Source organism: Lentimicrobium sp. S6 (assembly GCF_013166635.1).
Lineage (GTDB): Bacteria > Bacteroidota > Bacteroidia > Bacteroidales > UBA12170 > UBA12170.
On record NZ_JABKBZ010000014.1, the window covers coordinates 52,900 to 78,335 of the forward strand.

General features: G+C 33.7%; 17 protein-coding genes. 2 read left to right on the forward strand and 15 right to left on the reverse strand.

What is annotated here, in order from left to right; all coding sequences use genetic code 11:
• Window positions 1–28: 28 nt before the first annotated feature.
• The 13 genes from HNS40_RS07115 to HNS40_RS07175 all read right to left on the reverse strand — a co-directional run bounded on the left by HNS40_RS07115 (window position 29) and on the right by HNS40_RS07175 (window position 18,190).
• Window positions 29–1,753, reverse strand: a complete 1,725-nt coding sequence (locus tag HNS40_RS07115; protein ID WP_172279134.1) for an acyl-CoA dehydrogenase family protein — start codon at window positions 1,751–1,753, stop codon at window positions 29–31.
• A gap of 38 nt (window positions 1,754–1,791) precedes the next feature.
• Window positions 1,792–2,814: an electron transfer flavoprotein subunit alpha/FixB family protein gene (locus HNS40_RS07120; protein WP_172279136.1), complete on the reverse strand. Its 1,023-nt coding sequence runs from the start codon at window positions 2,812–2,814 to the stop codon at window positions 1,792–1,794.
• Between the two features lie 19 nt (window positions 2,815–2,833).
• Window positions 2,834–3,706, reverse strand: a complete 873-nt coding sequence (locus HNS40_RS07125; RefSeq protein ID WP_172279138.1) for an electron transfer flavoprotein subunit beta/FixA family protein — start codon at window positions 3,704–3,706, stop codon at window positions 2,834–2,836.
• Between the two features lie 458 nt (window positions 3,707–4,164).
• Complete coding sequence (locus HNS40_RS07130; RefSeq protein WP_172279140.1) at window positions 4,165–7,650, reverse strand: CotH kinase family protein; 3,486 nt, start codon at window positions 7,648–7,650, stop codon at window positions 4,165–4,167.
• Between the two features lie 264 nt (window positions 7,651–7,914).
• Window positions 7,915–8,334, reverse strand: coding sequence for a hemerythrin domain-containing protein (locus tag HNS40_RS07135; protein WP_172279142.1), 420 nt, complete (start codon window positions 8,332–8,334; stop codon window positions 7,915–7,917).
• 7 nt (window positions 8,335–8,341) lie between these two features.
• Window positions 8,342–9,775, reverse strand: a complete 1,434-nt coding sequence (locus HNS40_RS07140) for a glycosyltransferase (protein ID WP_172279144.1) — start codon at window positions 9,773–9,775, stop codon at window positions 8,342–8,344.
• A gap of 6 nt (window positions 9,776–9,781) precedes the next feature.
• Entirely contained in the window at window positions 9,782–11,014 is a 1,233-nt protein-coding gene (locus HNS40_RS07145; RefSeq protein ID WP_172279146.1) for a hypothetical protein, read from the reverse strand.
• Window positions 11,014–12,726: a YaiO family outer membrane beta-barrel protein gene (locus HNS40_RS07150; RefSeq protein WP_172279148.1), complete on the reverse strand. Its 1,713-nt coding sequence runs from the start codon at window positions 12,724–12,726 to the stop codon at window positions 11,014–11,016. Before HNS40_RS07150 ends, HNS40_RS07145 begins: the two co-directional genes overlap by 1 nt.
• Window positions 12,723–13,130 carry a response regulator gene (locus tag HNS40_RS07155; RefSeq protein WP_172279150.1) on the reverse strand — a complete coding sequence of 136 codons (408 nt, stop codon included), beginning with the start codon at window positions 13,128–13,130 and terminating at the stop codon, window positions 12,723–12,725. The genes HNS40_RS07150 and HNS40_RS07155 overlap by 4 nt, the downstream gene beginning before the upstream one ends.
• A complete protein-coding gene (locus tag HNS40_RS07160; protein WP_172279152.1) occupies window positions 13,127–14,314 on the reverse strand; it encodes a hypothetical protein in 1,188 nt (395 codons plus the stop codon). Before HNS40_RS07160 ends, HNS40_RS07155 begins: the two co-directional genes overlap by 4 nt.
• Window positions 14,315–14,658: 344 nt before the next feature.
• Window positions 14,659–16,299: a C45 family peptidase gene (locus HNS40_RS07165; RefSeq protein WP_172279154.1), complete on the reverse strand. Its 1,641-nt coding sequence runs from the start codon at window positions 16,297–16,299 to the stop codon at window positions 14,659–14,661.
• Window positions 16,296–17,804, reverse strand: coding sequence for an NAD(P)/FAD-dependent oxidoreductase (locus HNS40_RS07170; RefSeq protein ID WP_172279156.1), 1,509 nt, complete (start codon window positions 17,802–17,804; stop codon window positions 16,296–16,298). The genes HNS40_RS07165 and HNS40_RS07170 overlap by 4 nt, the downstream gene beginning before the upstream one ends.
• Complete coding sequence (locus HNS40_RS07175; protein ID WP_172279158.1) at window positions 17,804–18,190, reverse strand: SRPBCC domain-containing protein; 387 nt, start codon at window positions 18,188–18,190, stop codon at window positions 17,804–17,806. The genes HNS40_RS07170 and HNS40_RS07175 overlap by 1 nt, the downstream gene beginning before the upstream one ends.
• Before the next feature lie 122 nt (window positions 18,191–18,312).
• Here HNS40_RS07175 and HNS40_RS07180 point away from each other — a divergent pair, with 122 nt between their 5' ends.
• Window positions 18,313–19,638 (forward strand): HAMP domain-containing sensor histidine kinase, encoded by a 1,326-nt coding sequence (locus HNS40_RS07180; RefSeq protein ID WP_172279160.1) that lies wholly within the window; start codon window positions 18,313–18,315, stop codon window positions 19,636–19,638.
• A 50-nt stretch (window positions 19,639–19,688) separates the two neighbouring features.
• On the opposite strand, the gene HNS40_RS07185 is transcribed toward HNS40_RS07180, so the two are convergent.
• Window positions 19,689–20,810 carry a hypothetical protein gene (locus HNS40_RS07185; protein WP_172279162.1) on the reverse strand — a complete coding sequence of 374 codons (1,122 nt, stop codon included), beginning with the start codon at window positions 20,808–20,810 and terminating at the stop codon, window positions 19,689–19,691.
• Window positions 20,811–21,073: 263 nt separating this feature from the next.
• Between HNS40_RS07185 and HNS40_RS07190 the strand changes: the two genes are divergently transcribed.
• Window positions 21,074–23,296: a glycosyltransferase gene (locus HNS40_RS07190; protein WP_172279164.1), complete on the forward strand. Its 2,223-nt coding sequence runs from the start codon at window positions 21,074–21,076 to the stop codon at window positions 23,294–23,296.
• Here HNS40_RS07190 and HNS40_RS07195 read toward each other — a convergent pair.
• Window positions 23,286–25,220, reverse strand: a complete 1,935-nt coding sequence (locus tag HNS40_RS07195; RefSeq protein ID WP_172279166.1) for a response regulator — start codon at window positions 25,218–25,220, stop codon at window positions 23,286–23,288. The genes HNS40_RS07190 and HNS40_RS07195 overlap by 11 nt on opposite strands.
• Between the last annotated feature and the right edge of the window lie 216 nt (window positions 25,221–25,436).

The following is a 25,436-nucleotide window of genomic DNA, read 5'->3' on the forward strand; positions in this document are numbered from 1 at the left end:
GAAACCACCTGTAAACCGCTATTATTAATTATTCATCAATATCTTCAGTAGAAATTTGATAGAGCCCTAAATCTTTCAAATCAAAATTCTCAATATATTTGAATTTATCTTCATTTTGTGCCATTCCGATTTGCACAAAAATATCAGCTGATTTTTTATGTTCCATATCTCTTTGCGCATCATTTAGCAATAAGTATCCAATAATGATATTTCCAGCCATCTCCACCATTCTACGTGCATGGAAATCCCATAGATCAGAATCTTTATCACGTTGGACCATTTGTACAGCCTTAGTGTATTGCTCTGTCATAATAATTAAACGACGCTTGATGTGCTGTAACTCTGGTCTATAGTTTTGTTGCTCATAATCACGGATATAATCCAAATATCCGCCAGTGCTTACACCTCTAATAGCCGCTACCACTTGTAACTGAGAAGTACCTTCGTAAATGGTGGTTATACGGGCATCACGATAGATTCTTTCAATTGGAAAATCTTTCATAAAACCAGTTCCACCGTGAACTTGTAATGAATCGTAAGAAATCTCATTACTATATTCAGAAGATACTAATTTCAATAAAGGCGTGAAGAAATCGGCTTTCTTAGAGAAGTATTTCTGATCTTTTCTTTTCTCAGGAGTTAATTTACGATTCTCAGCTAAAAAGCCATATGACTTATAAATATCTACAAAACGAGCTGTTTCATAAAGTAAACTTCTAATACCATCAGTTTTTACTTTCATTCTTGTCAACATCTCATAAACAGCAGGATACTGGATAATTGCTTTTCCGAATTGCTCACGTTCTTTGGCATACTTTAAAGCCTCACGATAAGCAGCTTCTGCAATACCTACAGACTGAGCTCCTACACCTAAACGTGCAGAATTCATCAAAGACATCACATATTTAATCAATCCCAATCTTCTAGAACCTACTAGTTTTGCTGGTGCATCTTTAAATACCAATTCACAAGTTGGAGAACCTTTGATACCCATTTTATTCTCGATACGGCGAACGATTACTTTTTGCTCTGTTCTGTCATAAACAAATAATGAAAGTCCTCTACCATCTGAACTCCCCTCCTCAGAACGTGCCAACACTAATGAAATATCAGCATCACCATTGGTGATAAAACGCTTCACTCCGTTTAGGTACCATTGGTCTTCTTCTTCGTTATATGTCGCTTTTAACATCACCGCCTGGAGGTCGGAACCAGCATCTGGTTCAGTTAAATCCATTGCAGCAGTGGCACCTTCGTTAAATCTAGGAAGAAATTCTTTCTTGATGGCCTCATCACCGAACTCATGAAGTGTTTCTGCACAATCTTGTAATCCCCATATGTTAGCAAAACCAGCATCAGCTCTAGAAACCACTTCTGCAGCCATTACATAAGGTACGATAGAGAAATTTAATCCTCCATATTCTCTAGGAAGTGACATTCCAATTAAACCAGCATCAGTTAATGCTTGATAGTTTTGAGATGTTCCCTTGGCATATATAACTTCGTTATCAATTAATTGAGGCCCGTCGTGATCAACATCCTCGGCATTGGGATCGATAATATCACCACAAATCTCTCCAACAATCTCTAAAGTTTTGTCGTAGGTATCTAATGTATCTTCAAAATCAAGAGGAGCATAATCATACTTTTCTTGATCCTTATAATTATCTTCTTTCAAATCCACACATTTCTTCATCAAAGGATGCTCGAGGTGGAATTTCAGGTTTTTATTGTCTGTATAAAAATTTGCCATTTTTTTCAATTTTTAAACTACCAATGGGCAGCTAATGATTACTTGGAGTTTTTCTTGTAATACTTAATCATCTTAGGAATAACCTCCTCTACTTTTCCTATAATTGCATAATCGGCAATTTGATTGATAGGAGCAGCAGGATCAGTATTAATAGAAATTACCTGAGAGGATTCTCCCATACCGGCAGTATGTTGAACCGCACCAGAAATTCCACAAGCAATATATAATTTAGGACGAACAGTAACTCCAGTTTGACCAATTTGACGTTCGTGAGGCGCAAAACCAGAATCTACAGCCGCACGAGAAGCGCCAACTTCACCACCTAAAACTTCGGCTAAATCCTGTAGTAATTTGAAGTTCTCTTTGCTACCAACACCATAACCACCAGCGATGATAATTTGAGATCCTTTGATATTCACTTTAGCAGGCTCAATATGACGCTCGATAATCTGAACTGCAATATCAATATCCTCTAAAACAGCCGCTACATCAAAATTCTTTACTTCCCCTTTATGATTTTCATCAAAGACTTCCATCTTCATCACACCCTCCCTAACTGTTGCTATTTGAGGCTTAGTTTCAGGGTTGATGATAGTGGCAATGATGTTTCCACCAAAAGCTGGACGAATTTGATATAAAAGATTTTTATAGTCTTTCTTTGCTTTTTTATCTTCATGATCGCCAATAATCAAACTGGTACAATCAGCCGTTAATCCACATTTTAAAGCAGAAGCCACTCTTGGTCCTACATCACGGCCATTAAAAGTAGCTCCAAAAAGTGCAATTTGTGGTTCTTCTTGTTGTAAAACAGAAGTTAATACCTTAGCATGAGCACCACTAGTAAATGGGCTTAAACTTTTATGGTCAGCTAAATGAACCATATCGGCACCAAATGGGAAAATCTCATTTTCAATCCCTTGAAGCTCGTGACCAATCACGATAGCTTCTACTTTAACTCCTAGTTCATTGGCCAAAGAACGACCTTTGGTTAGTAGCTCCTTACTCACATCGGCGATATGCTTCTCTTCTGTGAGTTCACAATATATAAAAACGTTGTTCATTTCTTTACTTTTAATGGTTTTAGCCGATGATATGACCTTCTAATAACTCTACCATTAAGCTTTCAATATCTTGATCGGTACTGCTTAATGTTTTGGATTCTTTGGCAGCAAAAACTACATTTTCGATAGCTTTTACTTTGGTTGGAGAACCAGAAAGACCTAGTTGTTCCACATCAGCTCCAATATCTTCTACTGACCACTCCTCAATCTTCAAATAAGGACGAGCAGTATATAAATCGGTATAATCTTTTGTCTCGTTTTGTAATTCAGTAACAGTACGAGCATGTTTATAGGTCATTAGTTTCTTAGCGTGACGAGGGCGACAGTCATCAGCGGAGCTAGGAACTGTAACAGCCAAAGGAAAAGCACATTTCACAGTCTCTACTCCTCTTTCAATTCTACGTTTGATGGTGATTTCCTTTTCGTTTATATCTAAAATATCTACAGCATAAGCTATTTGAGGAATTCCTAATTTTTCAGCAGTTTGAGGACCTACCTGAGCAGTATCTCCATCAATAGCCTGTCGACCAGCTACCAACAAATGAAATGGAGCTAATTTTTTAACGGCCAAAGAAATGGCATATGATGTTGCAAGGGTATCACTCCCTGCAAATTTTCTATCAGTAACTAAATATCCTCTATCGGCGCCACGATACATGGCTTCTCTAATGATTTCTGCAGCTCTAAATGGCCCCATTGTTAAAACAATAACTTCAGCACCTTCCACTCTATCTTTCACCTTAAGAGCAAATTCCAATGCATTTAAATCTTCCGGATTAAAAATGGCCGGAAGTGCAGCACGATTCACTGTACCATCAGCTTTCATGGCATCTTTACCAACATTTCTGGTATCGGGAACCTGCTTGGCTAATACAATTATTTTAAAACTCATATACTTTTTTTTTCATTTGTACGTAATAAAAAATCGACTTTTGATGCTGAAAATTCCAAAAAAACGCTTTCAAATTTTCAAATTTTAATGGGAAACAAAAATAATCAAAAGAATAGGAATAGCAAATTGTGGATCTGTATTTAGAATTAATACGATCTAGCTATCATTTAACAAAAAATAAGAGTAATAAGCTCCACTATCTAAATGATATACCAATATATATATTCTCTTATTGATTTATACAATAATAGCTTATAGTGTGTATTATCAACCTATCTGTATCATTTAGGCTTACTAATAAAACTCAGCGAAGTTTCAGCTATACCTCTCCTTTAGACCTTAGCCTAACACCATAATTCTGAAATCATTTAACACTACAAACAAAAACACAATGCTTAATATTAGTAATATATAAGAAATAACGTTCTCATGAAGAAACTACTGAAACCATAAGTCTTTTACCTTTTTACTAACTTATGGGTAGATAGCTCTTTTCCTTTGATGATATTAAGTATATATATCCCTGATTCTAGATGGCTTACATTCATGTAGTTTTGAGCATGAGTTGATAAAACCAATTGCCCAGAAATATTATAAATATTCATTTCAACAGCCTCCTCTAGACCTGTTATATATAGTCTATCGTTAACCGGATTGGGATAGGTTCTAATCTGACTTACTGGAGTTTCCTCTATGCCAAATGCTCTGGAGTTTTCATAATTAGGACTACCAAAATCATTTACACAATCCCAGTTTTCTGCAATAGAATTGTCTAAATCTGGATTTATTAGTTCCATTGTTGGACCTGCTCCATCAGCACACATTGGCCAAGGCAAACTATCGGTAAACACCACGATATCATGCAAAATACCCTGATCATTAAACAAACGAACGGCATCTCCTCCACCACTTAAACCAAATCCCAAATCACCAATATGATTAATATCATTAGGGAATACCGATTCAAAATCTTCTACATCCTTAGCAATCACCAAATATCCTTTAGCTGCAATAGAAGTAGATACCGGAAAGGTAAAAGAATTCACATCAAGCTCATCCCTAATTTGCCAATTTGAAACATCAACCTCCTCTTCATTAGGATTATATATTTCTATCCAATCATCAGCATCATGATCGTCACTCGAATTATAATTAATTTCGTTTATAAGCAAAGGAGCTACTGTAGTCTCAATAAAATGAGGAGATACCAAAGTATAGCTTTCTAAATCAATACTTATTACACTCTCTGTAGAAGTACTTGCTCCAGACCAATGTGAGAATGTATAACCTAATTCTGGAATTGCTTTTAGAATAACTGGAACCGTTTCAAAATATTCTCCTGACCAAGACAGTGATTGTATCCTTAAGTTATTATTAAGCTCAACCAATCCTTGCGAAACATCCTCAATATCAATCGTTAATTGATGCATAGCAGGCAAATCGAATTGTTCCATAATATGCTCTTTCGCACGGCTAGGTCTAGCTTCAGCCCAATCATTCATTTCAGAAACATAGTATTCTTGATCAATGGAAAAAGCATCCCATCGAGTATAATGATCATCAACTTCTGATTGAATATTATTTGAAAGTTCATTAAAATGAGAGATCACATTTTCAGGTAAAAAACGAGTATTTAACTCATCAGCATATCGATTAATAAATTGGTTTCTAAAACCTAAGTTTTCAATCAACTGCCTAAACAATAATGTTGACCATTTAGGATTTGGATATTCTTCTCCAATTGGATCCAAAGCTCTAAACAAAGCATTCTCCCAATAACTATTTGTTTGCCACCAAGGGCCAAAACCAAAATCTAAATCATATAAAATCCATTTCCACTTTCCTTCTGGATACTTCCATAATTTAAGATTATGAATTGGCCAATCGCTATTATTATAATATATTTGGGCTACTTGATATACAGCAAAGTTAGATATATCTATTTGTTCTTCTATATAATTGAAGTTTTCATTAATACTTAAATCTGTATTTTCAACATAGTCTAATAAGGCAGCATATTCTTCGTTATACCCATGGCCTTCTTGGTTGTCTGCATCTAAAATTACAATTTCATCTGGATCTACACCGTGTTTTGAGGCTAAAAAATGCTCATTGGTTTTTTCTCTCATATTATACATTCCCCAATACTCTCCATTCAAATAAGTAACAACGGGTTGGAATTCAAGATAATCAAGACCCGAACCTTCCATTAAGCTAGTTAATGCTGCATCTTTTATTGATGAAATCAACCAATCTTGGCCAGAGTTTCTAAGCACAAAAGCCTCAAATTCATCATAAGGGAGCTTATCAAAAAATGGATATTTAAACTTTGATACTCCATATTTTTTTCTTGCATAAAACGCTAAAGATCTTTGTTCATTTTGTCCTCTACTATATCCACCATATATTTTCACTCCTGCATTAAATTCTATAGCTATATCATTGCTACCTGCTTTATAATAAGCTGCATGAATAGGTCTTTCCCAATCTTCCCAGAAATTAGCTCCCCAGTGTGGAGAATCTTCATCATAGGTGCCCTCTTCTCCTAGTACATAAATTCCGTATTCTTCATCAAAGAAATTCACGGGATCAGTGGTGAGTAGCATGACATCCAATTCATGGTTGCTATTATATACATAAGTATTACTAAAAGGGCCAGCGGTGAAATAATTAGGCTGAAATATACTTGCTCTAATCACTGTGGTGCTATCAATATACAAAGGTGATGTATAAAGTGTGGAAGTGATCGTTGGCAAAGAAGCATCAGTGGTATATCTAATTTCTTGGCCTGGTGTCTGCCCAGAAAGAGAAAGGTTAATACTTCCACTAAGCATACCTCCTAATTCTGAAAACACAACTGCCTCTTCAATATACCCTTGATATTCAGGGCCGCTATTAACAGCTCCCTGACTAGGTTCACTAAGATATACTTGATTTCCAGCAGAAGAAATGCCTTGTGCCATATTTGCCGGAGCCCTACCTGCTACAAACTGATCTATAATGTCTAAATTTGGATTGCTTAATGTTAATGTTTCACCATCAGCTGAAAGCTTAAAATTAGTATGAAGAGCCACAGGAGAAAGGTTTAAAATAGCTGGAGGTTGAATCCCAATAGGATGATTGCTAGAATAACCTATTGATAAAAATGGGATTAAGGTTAAATCAGAAGAGGAGCTTTCTTGATTATGAACTTGTATAGCCAATACATTTTCGCCATCATTAAGAAGGTCTAAAGGATTCTCTACATCAAATTGGTCTGGACTATCACCATCAGACATCTGACCTTCATGATCCGTTGGGGTACCATCATCAAATTCAGGAGGATAACCTTCTATATTTGCCCTTGCAACTTCTATTCCATTAATGTAAGCTACAAAACCATCGTCATAATCTATATGGAGTATTAATGAGCTAATATCATCATATTCTTCCACAATAAATGTTTTTCTTACAAAAACAGATTTTGTTCCTTCGGGCACAATAGTTTCGTCATCGCCATCAGCATAACCAAATCCAGACCCTCCTTCTTCCCAACCCGAATCGTTAAAATTAAGGCTAGTCCATGAAGCTGAAGGCTCCGAAGTAGGGATTATATATTTAAACACATCAAATTGCTTGATGATAGTTCTTGGGTAAGAACAGGTATTTATATCTTTTGAAGAGGCCCATAAATAGATATACTCATTGGGATATAATTCAATATCTGGAAAGCTCCATTTAGACAAATCAGATTCATCATCTGTTATTTTCCAATTGTGAAGAGCAATAGGGGTGTTTCCATAATTATATAGCTCAAACCAATCAGGAGAATTCCCATCCTCATCTGATGTAATACTGTTGTTTAAAACCACTTCATTAATCCGAATATCTTGAGCATACAAAACAACAGAAACTTGTAAAACAAAAACAATAACGAATATATATTTCAGGCAAAAATTCTTCATTTTTATAGTAATATTAAACTTTAAAAAATATTAATAACTGTATTTGCTTATAAAGTAGCTATAACACAAACATTCTGATATAAATTTCAAAGATAATCAAAAAAGATATCACATATTTTTAATGTATTTATCATCTAAAATACAAGATATATAAACTCATTTACAGTGAAAACATATTATTGGATAAATCTAATTTACAAATACATTATCGGCATGTTCAGTTATCAAAACATTGAATTGATAATCTTTTTCCCAATCTACAAATTATTTATTGGTTTTGATCTGGCGCCTAATGGTTCGAGCTTGCATGATATGAGATATGGTCCATTTCTTAATATAATCTTGCATGTCTTTTAATAGAAAAGTATTTCTATAGGTATAAGCACGACCAAACTCATCAACTTTTCTAATAAAATCCTGATAAGAGCTTACGTATTTATTGATTTGAGTTTGATTATCATGATCCAGTAATTCAGGAGCAACACTGGCATATTTTTCAGTGAGCTTCTCAAGTTCTTGGAGTATTTTTTTCAATCCTTCTTTATGATTCTCTACTCTCGTATCGCTTAAGTCTCGTATTTCATCATGAATATCTAATAATTCTTCATGTTGCTTATCAACACTTGTGATACCAACTAAATAGGCATCATTCCAAGTGCGCTTTATAATTTTAGGTAATACCATAATTTTTTTATTTATTCTCACTATCGAAAGCGGTACGTGTCATCTCACCCCACTTCTGGTTGTTTTTAATGAAGAAGCTAAAGTTCCCTCGAATAGCAAAATACACATTTAATGGGTGAAACACTATAACTTCAATTAGAGCAAAAAAGATCACTTGAAGCAAATATCCATAGCCTTTATATTTATTAAACATGATAGCCTCGAATAAAACACCTAACATGGAAAAAGCAAAGGCGAAAGACAATACGAATAATGATAATAATAGATAGCTACTAGAGTTTACATCTCCAAGTATTATCAAAATTATAAAATATACAACTCCAATTACCTCTACAATTGGGGCTAACCATTCAAACAAGACCCAATATGGAAAACTCACCATACCAATTCTACCGTAACGCGGATTAAACATCATGTCTTTGTGTTTCAATATGGTATCAATAGCTCCTCTTGTCCATCTATTTCTTTGGCGAGATAGTATTTTAAACGAGGAAGGTACTTCTGTCCAGCATAAAGGATCTGGTATAAATGCCACTTTATATTTCATTTTCAATTCATTTCGCATATACTTTCTCATGCGAACTACAATTTCCAAATCTTCCCCTACAGTAGTACGATCATATCCACCCACTGCCACTACAATATTTCTATCAAACATTCCAAAGGCACCTGAGATAATCAATAATCCATCCACTTTACTCCAAGCCATTCTACCTAAAGTAAAAGCTCTAAAATACTCTAGAACCTGAAACTTCACTAATAACGCTTTAGGAAACCTAACTTTAGTAATTCTTCCGTCTTTAATTTCGCAATTATTAGCTACTCGAATTACTCCTCCAGATGAAATTACTTTTCTACCTCTTTCTTCTTCTAGAAATGGTTTCACCAGTCTTAATACCGCATCGGGCTCAATAATACTATCCACATCTACAGCTACAAATAAATCGCTCCTCGACACATTGATACCAGCATTTAAAGCATCTGCTTTTCCTCCATTTTCTTTATCTACTAAAATAAGATTGGCATATTCACTATGTATAGAACGATAAATGCCTCTAATTTTACTAGATTTCACCTCGTATTCTATTGCCATTTCCACCTTTATAAGTCCATAGTGTTCAATGGCCTTTGACAAACTATCATCAGTACTACCATCGTTTACAATAATAACATTGATTTGAGGATAATAAATGGATAAGAGACTTCTAATATTCTCGATGATACTTTTTTCTTCATTAAAGGCAGGAGCAATAATAGAAATACTGGGGAGGTTCTTATAGCTTAAAATACTTCTATAATCGAAATATTTATTCTTATTAACATAACGCCTTAATTCAACAGTAGAAAGAATAGAGATAAGTACATAAATAATAAATAATATCAATGCATATATCAGAAAGAAACTGCTAAATATATCGGAAAATGTAAAAAGTAAGGTCATAATCAATTATATAATGTTAAAGTCTGCCACTTCACGACAAGCCAATGCAATTCTTTCATCATCCATTTCTTGATATTTAAAAAACTGGGTGACATTATGCTCAAATAACATTCTAAGTGCATATACTTTAAGTAAAATACTATCATTCTTAATTACAGTATCAAGAAACTCTGTAATCCGTTCGGTTAAATCAACTTTAGACAAAGCCTTCATGATATGTAATTTATTCTCCTGGCTTTCTGTTTCATATTTGGTCAATAGGAAGTCGATATCTACTTCAGATTGTTCATTACTCGTATACAATTCCCAAGCAACTTCTCTCAATAAATCATCATTATCTTCCAATGCTGATTTTACTAATTCTCTTTGATCTCTATTTTCATTTGCACTAACCAATAATGAACCTGTTACACTCAATCTTGAAGAAGGAGATTTTATCATATCCTGATAATTGGTATTATTCACCTTTAAACTTCTATCTATCGCATTATAGATGGTATTTATAGTAAGTTTAGAAAGGTGGTATTTTTGAGTTAACAAGAAGTCTAGGTTATTTGTTTCTGAAAGCCTAACATAAGCCACAATAGACTCATATCTAAGGGCATAATTTTTACTGGTAATATATTTAGAAATCTGACGCTCATAACCATTAATTCCCAAATAGGAAGCTATTTTAAAGCCTATGATCTTTTTACTGATATTACGAGAATAAAGGAAATATTTCAATCGTTTATTAATTCTAGCATCCTCCATGAGTTGGGTAAACTTATATCTAAAATCTTCAGAAATCAAATTTTGAGTTTGAACTATCACGCTAAAAAATACTTCAGTAGCAAGATTGCTCTTTACATTTTTTCTAAAATACTTATAGATATCTTTATAATTATTGACTTCATCAAAATAATCAGAATACAAAAACTCAATCATCTTTTCGGTAAAAGCTTTTTCATATGCTTTTGCATTCTGCTGTTGTTTCTCTTTTACATATATAAAATAGGCACTAGCTATGACAAAAAACAAAGCAGCAATAAATGACCAAATACTAATATATACCAAGATATGTATCCACCAATCTAGGTGTTCAAAGTATTGATATACGGGATTAATCAATTGGTAATCTCCTATCCTTACACTGGGAACATAAAAGAAATATGTAAGAAAGATTATAAGTCCTATTAATAGTACTATAAACACTCTTCCAATTAAAAATCGAATATTACTAAGAATATATGTCATCATTAGAATCGGTGTTTATAAATGATTTCAATAGTATAACGGTTTCTAAATACACTTTTGGCCGTTTCTTCATAAGCAAAGCCAAATGATATTTTCAAATCGTTTGTTGTGGTCACCATTAAGCTTTTTTCTAGCTTAATTCGATAAGAATTTAAATTGAAATAATCCCCTATAGGATCAAGTAGATATCTTTCATCGGGAGAATTACCATAAGCCAGTTCTACACCCCAATAATTAAAGGAAATATCTCCAAACCTTCTTACGTTTGCAACAAAAGAAATAGAATTTCCATTTTCATCAATTGTATAATAAGGCCTGAAAGCAAACCAATATTTATTTAAATATTTACCAATATGTCCGGTTAAAATAGGAACATGCTTATCAGTAAAATACATATACCTTGCTCCAATTGAGGCTTCAAACTTAAGTTTTAATGGGAAGAAATATTCAATACCTGCTCTATGTTTTGGAAATACTTCATTCATAACAGATATTCCATAATTAAAATAGAAATATTTTGATTTCTTTAGCATATGGTAATAATCTACCTCCACTTGTATTCCATCAGTTCCAAATCGATTGGCATAATTTAATCTAAAAATAAGCATATTCTTTTTTATCTTAAAACCATAATCGATATAGGCTAAATGCTGTGGTTTAGGATCATTATTATCAAATAAATCAATGGCGTAATATCCAGTAATCGTATTTTTCTTACTCTTTATTAAGATATCTCTATAAGCATTAAACAAAGGAGTAGAATCCAGCAACGGCTTTTGTTCCTCTGGTTCAAAAACATTAACTGCAGAATCATATTCTATTAAACCATTATAAGCATAAAGCCTCTTCTGTGCTAAATTATAATCATTAGCATAATCATTCTTTTCCGCAAGGTCTGCTGTGTTAATCACTTCATTATATTCTTGATTCCACAATAGTGTATTTAACCAAATATCATAAAGCTCTTCGTTTTTGGGTTCATTTTTATAGGCATAGTCTATATATATTTTTGCACTATCATACTCTCCTTGCCAAGCATAAGATTTCGCTTTCATAACTAAAGCACTTAGATTACTAGGGAAAATATTCAAAACAGAATCCGCATTTTTAATCGCAGTAGGATAATTTCCTTTTATGGCCTCCTCATGTGCTTTCACTAATAAAGAATCTCTAGTCATTCTATTTTTTGCCAATAACATATTATCGTAAGCCTCCTGCATAGGAACTGAATCCAAAAGCTTCTTAACCTCTACATCTTCAAACTGTTGAACAGCCTTATTATATTGATTCAAATTTTGATAAGCATAAAGTTTCTTTAAATTCAGATTATAATCATTTTCATAACCCTCATTCTTAGCAACTTCTACAAGGTCTAATAAAGCTTTATATTCAGAATTCCATAACAGTATATTCAACCAACTATCGTACATCTGTTGATTGGTATTGTCTAATCTATTTACAACTCCAATAAAATATTTAGCTGTCATATAGTCTTCATTCCAAGCATTTACATTGGCTGCCATGATATTAGCATCTATCCTATTGGGTTCGTCCTCTAATAGTGTATTTAAATTGATCAGGGCCTCATCATATTCTCCATCCAATGCCAATTGAGAAGCCTGACTTAATAATGAATCGGCGTTCAGCTGTCCAAAGGAAATTTGAATAAACATCAAATTCAACACAATGATGAATAGGTATAATTTATTTCTCATATAGTAGCATTAAATTCATTTTGTTCCAATGAAATCCAACTGTTTTTCAAATCATATAATATCATTCGAGGGTCGATGGGTTTCTCATAAAAATAGTTAGCTCCTCTTCTTAAGGCTTTGGTTTTCATATCATGAACATCCACACCAAAATATAGGATGCTACAAGTTTCTCTTCGGTTCTGACGTAAATAAGAGATGGCCTCAAATATGGCTCCTCCAGTTACAATTTCATCAACTAGAATCAAGTCGGACTTAGACGTAATTACCGATTCTCTCAATTCAAACATGGAAGAATATATTTTCACAACAATACCATCATAGTATTTCTTGAACATATATTCCATGGTGTTGGAAAATACAGCATCCTCCGATACAATACTCACAAATACTAAATCGTTATTCATCGCTTTTGAATTTTTGAGTAATAATCATTTACAATTTTTGTAGTTAAGGGTTTATAAAAATCCCAGAAAAAACTAACTCTTTCTTGTGGTACATTTGAATAGGCAAACGAACTTCCCCAGCTTGACTTAGTAAATTTAGAGGACTTTAAGCCAATGGGATTGTCAGAAAAATCTCCTGCAAAATAATAAAATGGATAATCGCCTTCTCCTTTAACCACAGCTGGAAATACTGTTGGGATATTAAAATGATTTAATATAGAATCCCCTTCCTTATTCAAGCTTAAGTGATAATTAGAAATAACCACATTGGGATCATAAAAATAACAGATATCAAACCAAAAAGGATACTTCATTACCTCAGGTAAATCATATTCCTCACAATAATTATCAGAAGTATGAATATATGGTACTTCGTCCTCAAGGTGAATTCCATTTTCCACTATCACTATTCTATCATCGTTTCTTACAAAAACTATCCCAGATTTCTCAAATGGCCATTCTCCATATTGATTTACATAATTTCTTTTTACCCAACCTGGCAGCTCCAAGTTTACAGCAGTATCTAAAATATCAAAATATCTTCCTACCCACGTACTCCATTCCATGGAAAACATTTCTTCAAATTCTTTTCTTTCTCTTTTATTTGTAGGTGAAGCTATGATATTGAATTCTGTCATGATGAGTTTCTTCTGTTCCTTCATCCCCTTTAAAACATATAATTCTGAGGGAGTCAACTTGCCATATATATGCCTTGATCGCTCCATTGGAGGTAATTTCTTATAATTCATCGGTGCAACATTTGGATAAGCATCCCACCATTCAGCAACATATATTCCATATAAATCAGTATAGTAAAGCATATCGTATGCATTTACCAAAGAATCTAGTTGATACTCCTTATAATCATTAAAATCATTTACTTCGTATCCTCCTTTTTCATCAGGGAAAAATCCAAAATAGTCGAGCTCTGGATTATAAAGATCACCATTCGCTTTTACATATCTTTCATGGTTCAGAATCCAATTTAGAGAACTATGCTCTTGGACATCCTTATTTAAGACAGTCTTATCCACTACTAAAACACTTAATTCCTTATCCTCTTGCCCGTACCAGAACAACCAAGATATCAATGGAATACATATCAAGAGTAATAATAGAAATATAGAAATTATTTGCTTTTTCATCCAATAATTCTTGTCAAATGACCTTTTGATTTTGATTAACTCTTTGCTTTATCAGTATCTAAACTGAACACCTCAATTCTTCAACAAACATGCCAACATAGCTATAATACTCATTTTATGATAGTTAAAAAAATATCTTAAGCCTACACTTTCCCAATTTGAGAATCGTATCTTATTTTGGATGTTTTCCTATAAACAATACCATGTACACTAGTTAAAAATAGCTCGATTTTGAAATTTGGATAAAAACCATGAAATTGGTAAAAGATTCAAAAATTGAAATTATTGAAAGATAAAGCTATTATAAATGAAATAAAACATAGTAATTACCGAGAAGCTCAGAATTATTCCATTTTGCTGATTTTATCATTAATGCGATTTACCTCATGCTGATTGGGAATAAAATAATCAAGGGCTTTATCATAATACTCTTTAGCTCTTTTGGTATTTCCTTGAACTTGAAAATAATCGCCAGCTAGTTCATAGGTATAAAAATAATGAGGATTGGAATTTATCAGCTTCTCTATATCCACCAGAGCATGCTGTTCTATTTTATCTTTGAAGCTTTTAAACTGTAAAAAATTAGGATAGACTTCCAATAGAAAATTAGAATCTGCCGGAATAAAATGATTCACTAAATCATGGCTTAAGAATGGAGGATACTTTTCTTGGAAAATACTATCCAATTGATAACATAAATAAGGACCCATTTGATAGGGAGCAGTAGAAATCCAAAACTTTTTTTGTTCGGGTTTAAAGATGATAGAATGATGAGCTATCAACTGATTGATGGCTCCCTCATTACCTAGTCCAATATCTTCATTTGCCCATCCCTTGGTATCCCTCAATACTCTTGCAAAGTCATACTCGTTAAACTTATTTTGCTCTTCCAACAACTCCTCTACCCTATCAAATCTATAATCCGTTACATTCTCCTTAATATTATCTAGATTAATTTCTGAATTAGAAAGCTCCTCACTTTGAAAATGGTTGGTTAAAATTAATTCATCCTCTGATGTATGATACAAAATAGTTTGCTCAGGAGTTTTTTCGATAATAGCCATTTGATTATCTTTAGCTGAAGAAATCATGAAGCTTTCAGCAACAAAAGAATTATACTTTTGAGCTAGCTCATAGGCTTCCTCAATATTAGAGGCATATTGAAGAATATCTCTAGCAATGATAGAAACTGGTGTTTTCGCAAAAAGAGGAATTTCTGATTTGGCAGAATTCAAAGTAATCGATAATCCCTGATCATTCATGCCACTTACAACTCCAAGCATCCCTCCCCAAGTAATACTGGCAAAAGAATATCCTGTTTCTGGTTTTACAAATAAGATGATTTTGTTTTTCGCAAATTCATCACCCACATAAAAATCAAAATTACGCCCTATGAGGAGGCTAGAATCAGAAGACCGACCATTATTTACGCCAAAAGCAGTGCATTCAACTAGGTGTAGGTTTTGCATGGCATGTCCAATATCGTGAGCCGCATGGTAATTAAGTTGACGAGCATAATTATCCCCAATGAAGTTAAAATCTTCAGAAGCAAATAAAGATACGGCTTTTATTTCCCTTAGGTATTCATTTGGAATACGTTCAGGCAATTGATAGTTTATAAACGAGAGGACGTATTTTAAGAAATTAAGATAAGATTCTGAGGGAATCATCTTTTTTATTTGCTTGACAAATGCGTATTCCTGATATTTGATTAAGTTTTGAGCTAAGATTCCATTTTTGATGCCTAATTCCTCAGGACTTCCTGAAATATACATTTCCCATAATCCAAATCTATTCTTCCGTAACCAAGCATCTTGATATTGGAAAGTAGTATCATTCCATTGAGTCAATTCTTCCTTATTAATCTCAAATGCTGCTAATTCAGGCTCCTCTAATTGACTAATACTGAAGCCCCAAAGTAGAGTCATCAATAAAAATGACAATATCAATAGGAATATCAAAGCAATTACTTTCTTTAATTTCATAAGGAGACTTCTTTTCTTATTTTTTGAAGCAAATAGTCATAACCTAGAATTTCCGCACTGGTTAAAATAGCACTAATAGTGACACCTAATGCTCCATGCATATTTAAATTCTGTCCAGTGAAAAACAAATTAGGAATTTTAGTTTTCGGAAGAATGATACTTTTATAGGGGTTATTATGGTCTTTTTCTATACCATAGGCTGAGCCTTGAGGTGCGCCAGTATAATGTTCATATGTTAATGGCGTTGCGGCATACCAAGATTGGACTTTAGATCTAATTCCAGGGAATTTTTTTTCTAATTCTACCAAAAGCTTTTCCGCTTTTCTATTTTTAAAATCTTCATAACCCTCACCACGCATTCCTTTTTGAGTCCCTCTCCACTCCCCTAATTCGTTATAATTCATATAGGTAAGAATATTTGCATTATCGGCCCATTTTTGATTTTGTGTAGAACATCCTGTATAGAATAAAAAGAAATTAGGCCAGTTATCTGCATTTTGTAATCCCCAAACGCGATTATCCATGAAATGATAAAAGTTGCGATTAGAGTATGGAAAAGAATTAGGCTTGAATACCAAATACAGATTGAAAAAACTAGTTGTGTTCTGCAAATCATTAATTCGTTTCCGATACACTTTTTTAATCCTTCTATCCTCAATCATTTGCATGGTTTGAGCAGGATGAATATTTGATATAATATTCTTGGAATAATATTTATTTCCTTCCTCCGTTTCTATCCAAGTATTATCAGAATCTTCCGTGGAAATGGTAACCACTTTAGATCGATTTATCACTTCTCCACCCGCCTTCTGTATCACTTCTACTAAAGCATTAGCTAATTGCTGACTTCCACCAACAAAACGCCAAGCACTTTCAATAAACTGTCGGTTTACCAATGAATGGACATAGAGTGGTGTTTTCCCCTTCACTCCACCATATAATGAATTGGTTGCCCCAAGTACAGCCTTTAATGTATCACTTGCCTGTAAAGTTGAGATATACTCAAAGGCTCCTCCATTCAAATAATCCTCTCCTTTTTTAATTTGGTCATAATTATTTAAATAAAGAAGAGGAAATTTATCGGTAATTTTCCATAGTTTATTGGTGTATTGATCAATAACAGATTTTTCCTGAGGAAAAGATTGTACTAATTGCTGTTTAAAGTTTTCTTTGCCTTGACCATAATAAAAAGTCTTGGAGTTATTTGCAAAACTAAGCTCCTCAAAGCCATCCATATCCAATCTCTTAAGATGAAGCTTATCTAATATCCCTAAGTATTTAAAGTACTGATGTAAAAAGCCATTCTCTTCAAGTGCGCCAATATAGTTCATCCCTGTATTAAAGATGGTATGCTCACGCTTAAAAGTATGTAATAACCCCCCTATTTTCTTCCCTTTCTCCAATACCAATACACGAAGTCCATTTTTAGCTAAAACAGCTGCAGAAACCAATCCGCCCAAACCACTTCCAATAACTATAATGTCGTATTTACTAGTTGAAACCATTAAATTTCCAATAATGCTTTAACTGCACCAAGATATGATTCCTCCCAACCCTCTACTATATTTTCAAAAGCCTCCCCAGGAATATTAGTATGATTAAGTTCTACACTTGAACCTCCTCCTTTTTTCCAAATTTTCATGGTAACAATACTGGGATTTTCATCATCTTCGTCACCAAAATACCATTGTTGTACTACTTTCTCATTTTCTATAACTTCAAGTACTTTTCCTACGATATCTCCACCCCATAAAGAGAACTCAGAACCAATTTCCTTACTCATTTCTGCTTTGTCGCCTGACCACAATTCTATAGTAAATGGATTTGTCAGGGCAGTAAATACATCTTGTGGTTCTGCTTTAATCTGAAAATAAGCTTTATAGTCTTTCATGAATATGATTTTTTTGAGAATTCGAAAGTATAAAATTTGTGTGAATAGCAGCAATATTTTTTCATTTATAACTTGTTAAATAACGAGATTTAACGTAAATTTATCCAACTTAAAATTAAAGCATGTCAACCAAGGACTTCATTAACCAAGCCAATATAATACCTAAGACTTTTAGGGTAGGTATTATTTCAGGTTTTATACTCTATTCTGTCTATGGATTTCTAGACTATTATATGTTACCAGAAACACATGAACTTGCATGGAATATTCGTTTTTACCTAGTTGGCCCAACACTCATCGTCCCATTTATTCTTTCCTATCAGAGAAGGTTCCATAATTTCCTAGGACTTTTTACCACATTCTTAGTGTCAGTTGCTCAATTAGGTATTTTTTTAATGATTTTTAATGCATATCCGCAAGAACAAGGGCATGATGACTATTATGTTGGATTAATTCTGGTTATTCTTTGGGCTGCATTTATTTTTAAACTCAATTATAAAATCATTATTGTTTTTTCCTCCATAACAATTATTGTTTATGGATACTTTGCCATTACATTGCAAAATATGTTATTATTTAGTACAAACGGTCCCCATTTCCCTACTTTTTTCAATAATATGCTATTTTTAAGTTCCATGTCTTTACTTGCAACTATTGGTGCTTATCTTATTAATGATTATAATGAGAAGTTACTAGAGGAAAAAAAACAAATTCAAAAAGCCCTAGAAAAAAGTAGAGAAAGTGACAGGATTAAAACTAGTTTTTTAAGTACCATGTCTCATGAAATAAGAACTCCGTTAAATGGGATTATTGGCTTTAGTGACATTCTACTTGATGAGCCTGATGACGAAGACACTAAAGTAGCTGCTGAATCTATTAATCGACAAGGGTACCAACTTTTAAAAGTTTTGAGTAGTATTTTAGAATTTAGTGAGTTGCAATCTAAGGCTGATTTAGGTAAAATAGAAAAAGTGGGTATGAAAACATTTATTCACAGAAACTTCTCCAATTTCGATCTTTATAAAAGCAGACATGACAAACCAAATGCAGAATTGGAAATCAATTTTTCTGAGGAAATTAAGAGTCAATATTTATATATACAATATGAAAAACTAGAATCTGTAGTAAACGCCATTCTGGAAAATGCAGTAAAATTTGGAGACAATAAACCTGTATTAATGTATGGTGAAATAATTCATGAATCTGGATTGGTGATTAGCGTAAGGGACAAGGGAATTGGAATACATGATTCTCATGGTGATGCCGTTTTTGAGAATTTCAGACAAGTGGAATCTGGTCATAATAGAAAGTTTGATGGTATTGGAATGGGACTGACCATGTCGAAAAAAATTGTCAACTTTATGAATGGAAGCATTTGGTATGAGCAGAATACAGACCGTGGAACAACCTTTCATGTTCATATTCCAAAATGCTTAAAGAGAGTCTAAGCCAAAAAAAATCCTACTCAATCGAGTAGGATCTCCATATTAAACATGTTTTATTTGAGCCTCAGTAGATCATATTTTTTATTCTGTTCTATCAATAAATATTTAGCGTTCGAACCTTTAAGTTCATCTTTATTCAAATCGAATTCATGCATCCCATTATTCTCTTTTAGCTTCATTGACTTAATCTTCTCAAAATTCTCGTCGTAATAAGTGACTTTCATTTTACCCTCTTCATTGGTTTTGAAACCAATAACTGGATTACTATCACCATCAATATTTACATTGATATCCATTTCTTCAAGTCTTTGATTTTCATTTACTGGTAAACCAGCATCAACAGCTTTGTCGAAATCTTTTTCACTAGCTGCTTGAATCATAATCATATCTGAATAAGAACCTTCACCATCAATTATCGTTTCTACTACAAAGGTTTTTTCTCCATGATTATGGCCATCTTCACCACTATAGAACATTACATTTCCACTTTTACCTTTGCTACTTTTCTTGATGATTACTTTATGTTCACCATCCTCCTCAACCCATACATTAACATCAGAGTCATGATGATGCTCCATATCCTCCTCATCTCCAATCCAAATCATACTTGTATGAACTTCAGTGGTATCATTACCATCAATAATATACTCAACATTGCTATCTTCATGCATAAACATGGAATGCTCATCTCCAATGAATATTTTATTCTTATGTGCAACATTTCTCAAATCTGACTCCTCTAAAGTTTTCAGGGCCTCATCGATTCTTTGACGAACTTCAGCTTCAATATCAAGCCCTTCCAACTCTTTTTGCAAGCTCTCCAATGCTTTCTCAACCTCTTCATTGGCTTCTTTAAGTTCCATTTTAATCACTTTACTCATTTCTGACATTTCTTCAGTCATATTAATATGAATCTCCCTCATTTGATCTTTGGTGAGCTCCATTTCAACCTCAATATCTTTCATGATAGATTCTATATCTACATCAATATCTGGTCGCATAATGATTATGGTATCAACCTCTGTATGTTCGCCATCTTCATCAACCGCTACCTTAATCACATACTTTTGTTCCTTCTTTTCTTCTTTCACTTTAGTCTGCGCAAAGCTCGTTGTGGCAAAGAATACCAAAGCCATTATTAAGGCTGAAAATTTGTAAAGATTCCCGTTTTTCATAATATCGTTTTTTTGTTTTGTTTCTGCTAGCAAAAGTAAATATAGCCGCTTTCAAATACCTTTAGCTCCGGTTAAAAATAGTTAAGGGGAGGTTAAGGTTTTAACAACAAATCAAGCATAACCACTCTGTTTTGTATTTGTAGCACAAAATGTCCTCATAGATAAACCTTTAAAATATTCGCACCCTTCTATCTCACCTATTGATTTTTTTTGTATTTTAGCTAATTAATGATTTTGGCGAAAAAGAATTAAAATAAAAGGTTATGAAAATTATTTGTTTAGGAAATTACCCTCCTCGTCAATGCGGAATTGCTACGTTTACAGAAAATTTAATCCAATCTATTTTAAAATCGGCAGAAATTAAAAATGAAATACTTGATGTGGAGATCATAGCCATCAACGACACTATTCAAGAGTATCCATACCCCGCTTTTGTGGTCAAAACAATTTCTGAGCAGAAGAAAGAAGATTATGTAGAGGCAGCTAATTATATAAATCACTCTAGCGTCGACATTTGTCTTGTACAGCATGAGTATGGTATTTATGGGGGTGAAAGTGGACTCTTTTTGCTGGCTTTATTGAGGAGGTTAAAAGTCCCTATTTATACAACTTGTCATACTGTTCTCCAAAAACCAACATTTCACCAAAAAGAAGTTCTTCAGAGAGTTGCAGCCTATTCACAAAAACTGGTAGTCATGAATCAGCTTGCCATTGGTTTTCTGAAGAATAGCTTCCAGATACAACCAAAAAAAATAGTTCGTATTCAACATGGCGTTCCAGATTTTAGTTCTTTAACACCTTCTGAGCTTTCAAAACCCAAAGATTGGAAAAATAGAAAAGTGATTTTAACTTTTGGCTTAATAGGAAGAAGCAAAGGAATAGATATGGTACTGAAAGCGCTTCCTAAAGTAATAAAAAAGAATCCCGAGGTTTTGTATGTTGTTCTCGGGAAAACTCATCCCAATATTATTAAACACGCTGGAGAGGAATATAGAGAATATTTGATGGATATGGTTCACGAATTAAAAATAGAAAACCATGTGATATTTATCAATAAATATGTAAAAGAAAACGAGCTCAAGAATTATTTAGCAGCTGCGGATATTTATGTTACACCCTATCAGAATAAAGCTCAAATCACCAGTGGAACCTTAAGCTATGCCGTTGCCAGTGGTTGTGCTGTTATTTCTACTCCCTATTGGCATGCCGAAGAGCTACTCGCCGATAACAGAGGAAGGCTGTTCGATTTTAACGATACAATAGAACTGTCGAATATCATACTTGAGCTTGTTGAAAATCCCGAAAAATTATACCAATTAAAAAGTAAAGCTTTTGAGTATGGGAAAACAATGACATGGCCAATCATTGGAGATTCTTATTTATCACTTTTCCATCAAGCAATTAAGGAGGAGCAACTATCAAAAAAAGACATTTTTCAAACCATACCCGTGCCTCAATTTAACCTGAGCCATGTGTATAGGTTAACAGATAGAATTGGTATTTTACAACATGCCAGAACCAGTATTCCTTATTTTAAAACGGGCTATTGTCTCGACGACAATAGCCGAGCCCTAGTTTTAAGTCTTTATGTTTGGAATAAAACAAAGGACAGAAAGTTACTTGAATTAATGGATGTTTACCTCTCTTATATTTCTTTCATGCAACAAGAAGATGGTAGCTTCAATAATTTCCTAGATTTTCAGAGGACTTCTTTTGTAGATGGTGTTTCAGATGATGCATTAGGACGAACCTTCTGGGCTTTAGCTTTTTTGATTAACCTTGCTCCTACTGACAGCATGTATGCATTCGGTCTTGATATGCTAAATCGATTTGAAAACCAGATACAGGACCTCAGTTATGCTCGTGGATACGCCAATGTAATTCTAGGACTAGAACAACTCATCAAACGATTTCCAGATCAAGAAAAATACAGAATTATGCTCAAGGATGTGGCAGATCGGCTATGTTATAAATACACCTACACTAGAAAGGAAGATTGGAATTGGTTTGAAGATACCATTACTTATGATAATGGATTAATGCCAGCCAGTCTATATGTGGCCTATCAGATCACGCAAGATAACAAGTATCTTCAAATAGCTGAAGAAAGTAGACTTTTTTTAGAATCTAAATGTTTTAGAGAAGATTGGCTCAGTCTGATAGGTAACGTGAGGTGGTTGAGAAAAGGAGATGATTTTGCACTTTTCGGCCAGCAACCTGTAGATGCCATGGCAATGGTTATCATGTATGAAAAAGCTTATCAGGTGACAAATGACAGTGTAATGATAGACAAACTCCTCATATCCTTTTATTGGTTTCTAGGATATAACGACCTAAACATTAGCCTCATTGATTCAGAATCCAATGGCTGTCATGATGGCATTGAAGAATTTAGCATCAATAGAAATCAAGGGGCAGAAAGTATGATATCCTATTTGATCTCTTACTTTTTCGCCGAACCCTATTTTAATGATCCTATAAATTAAGAATTTTTTCCAATCTTGTTAATAGAACACTTTTATCAATGGGCTTTTTAATGTAATCAACCGCACCTAAACCAATGCCTTTAATCTCATCAGCAATGCTCGTATATCCTGACAAAAATATGACTGGAGTATTATAGTTATGCTTATTCATGTAGTCCAACATTTGATAACCATCTAGGTTAGGCATAGCAATATCTGATAAAATGACATCGAAGGGTTCTTTTCCAATTTTCATGAGTGCAACAATTCCATCGGGAGCAATCTCAACTTCATAACCCTCAGATTTCAATATCACAGCTAGCATCTTTTGGTAGATAACTTCATCTTCCACTATCAAAACTCTAGCTTTAGCTTTTACTTGGTTAGTTCGTCCTTTCTTTAAATCGGAAGGAACCAAACTTGTGAGTAATTCCTGCAAAGAAACAGTTGCATACGTTGATGAAGTATCCGACATTGCATAAGGAATAACTAACTCATCATTATTAACGATTGAACCACAAGAGTATACTACATTGGGAACATAACCTTCTCTTTCCTCCTCATTAGGTGATAATAATGGTTCACTTAATTGTCCAATGATTTTTGTAGGGTCATCCAAATCAAGTAATAGGGCACCCATTACATATTTTCTCATCACACCAACACCATGTGTCAAAACCAACCAACCATAATCTGTTTCAATAGGTGAACCACAATTTCCGACCTGAATAAACTCCCATGGATACTTAGGAGAGTGTATTTTCAAAGCCTCTCCCCATAGATTGATATCATCGGAATACATGATATAATTATTCACACCATCTATGCGCGACAGCATCACATATTTTCCATTAATCTTTCTGGGAAACAATGCCATTCCCTTATTTTGAGCATTTTCCCCATGAATGGGCATGATTTTGAACTTATAGAAATCTTTGGTTTCTATAAGTTTTGGCATGATACTTCTACCATTATATGCAGTGTAGGTTGCATAATAACGCACAGTACCTTTATCATCGGTGAATTTCACAAATCGGGCATCTTCTATACCATTGCTTTCTGATGCTGCAATGGGAAAAATCACTCTATCAGAAATACCTGTATCCAAAGAAAATATAATCTCATAGTGGGATTTGGCCAACCATCTTATGGTCTGTAAAATATTCAGCTGTGAAGCATCAGCTTGCAATTCATGATGGGTTTCCTCTAATGCGCGGTCCATTTCATGATAATCGAAATGATCTCCTAATTTATTAAGAACTGTACTTACCACCTGATCTTGTTCGTCCAAATCGATATACCCAAACTTATTAAAATACTTATTATTAATTCCTTCAGATAAATCGGCACTACAAAAACCATGAATTTCACATAGTTTTTGACGAAAAATATCCTTGGTATATATATGATTTTTTACTTTTTCAGCTTCGTCAATCAACCTCCCTGTAGGGATGAGCTCCAGATTATTATCCTTATCTAATATCCCTCCTCTAAAAACAATAGCCGAGATATGTCCTTCTCCGGTAGCCCGGAAACTAATAATGACTCTTTTCTGACCTTCTTGAAGTCCAGTTTGATCTGGGTCTTCTACCATAGAAGGATTAAAAAATGCTGCAGATTCTATAGAATACTCGGAAGTAAAGAAAGCTCCTATGAGGAGTTTTTTAGCATCAGAAAGAATATTTAAGTCACCATTTCGATCTTTCATGATGTCTTTTGTTCTATTAAAATGCTTTAAAAAAATCTTAGATATATTTCTATGTCGACCAGAAAAGTTACGTAAAGACTGATTCAAACTCAATTTCGCTGCTTCTTCGGGCATATCAATCACTTTTTGGATAATCGACTGAACTCTAGGTTCTCCGCCAGGAAAAAAGAAACGAACAATAACTCTTTTGGGATCACTGTAAAATCTTACAGGCTTACGATTGATAGTAGTACTCATAGCTTTATAATTTGATTCTAAAGTTATGAAAATATTCTATCCAATATCAAAATAAATCTTATAATTTGGAATTTTATTATAGGGTTACCCATTTAGTTCACAAATAGTTGTATATGAGTATATTATTTTGTAAATTGTATTCAAATTCAGGAACGATGAGGATACTAAAAAACATTGATAGACAGACGTTTAAAGAAAGATTTACAACAAAAGAAG

Coding starts and splice junctions, on each gene's coding strand:
- HNS40_RS07115 (WP_172279134.1), bottom strand. CDS start 1,753: ATGGCAAATTTTTATACAGACAATAAAAACCTGAAATTCCACCTCGAG.
- HNS40_RS07120 (WP_172279136.1), bottom strand. CDS start 2,814: ATGAACAACGTTTTTATATATTGTGAACTCACAGAAGAGAAGCATATC.
- HNS40_RS07125 (WP_172279138.1), bottom strand. CDS start 3,706: ATGAGTTTTAAAATAATTGTATTAGCCAAGCAGGTTCCCGATACCAGA.
- HNS40_RS07130 (WP_172279140.1), bottom strand. CDS start 7,650: ATGAAGAATTTTTGCCTGAAATATATATTCGTTATTGTTTTTGTTTTA.
- HNS40_RS07135 (WP_172279142.1), bottom strand. CDS start 8,334: ATGGTATTACCTAAAATTATAAAGCGCACTTGGAATGATGCCTATTTA.
- HNS40_RS07140 (WP_172279144.1), bottom strand. CDS start 9,775: ATGACCTTACTTTTTACATTTTCCGATATATTTAGCAGTTTCTTTCTG.
- HNS40_RS07145 (WP_172279146.1), bottom strand. CDS start 11,014: ATGATGACATATATTCTTAGTAATATTCGATTTTTAATTGGAAGAGTG.
- HNS40_RS07150 (WP_172279148.1), bottom strand. CDS start 12,726: ATGAGAAATAAATTATACCTATTCATCATTGTGTTGAATTTGATGTTT.
- HNS40_RS07155 (WP_172279150.1), bottom strand. CDS start 13,130: ATGAATAACGATTTAGTATTTGTGAGTATTGTATCGGAGGATGCTGTA.
- HNS40_RS07160 (WP_172279152.1), bottom strand. CDS start 14,314: ATGAAAAAGCAAATAATTTCTATATTTCTATTATTACTCTTGATATGT.
- HNS40_RS07165 (WP_172279154.1), bottom strand. CDS start 16,299: ATGAAATTAAAGAAAGTAATTGCTTTGATATTCCTATTGATATTGTCA.
- HNS40_RS07170 (WP_172279156.1), bottom strand. CDS start 17,804: ATGGTTTCAACTAGTAAATACGACATTATAGTTATTGGAAGTGGTTTG.
- HNS40_RS07175 (WP_172279158.1), bottom strand. CDS start 18,190: ATGAAAGACTATAAAGCTTATTTTCAGATTAAAGCAGAACCACAAGAT.
- HNS40_RS07180 (WP_172279160.1), top strand. CDS start 18,313: ATGTCAACCAAGGACTTCATTAACCAAGCCAATATAATACCTAAGACT.
- HNS40_RS07185 (WP_172279162.1), bottom strand. CDS start 20,810: ATGAAAAACGGGAATCTTTACAAATTTTCAGCCTTAATAATGGCTTTG.
- HNS40_RS07190 (WP_172279164.1), top strand. CDS start 21,074: ATGAAAATTATTTGTTTAGGAAATTACCCTCCTCGTCAATGCGGAATT.
- HNS40_RS07195 (WP_172279166.1), bottom strand. CDS start 25,220: ATGAGTACTACTATCAATCGTAAGCCTGTAAGATTTTACAGTGATCCC.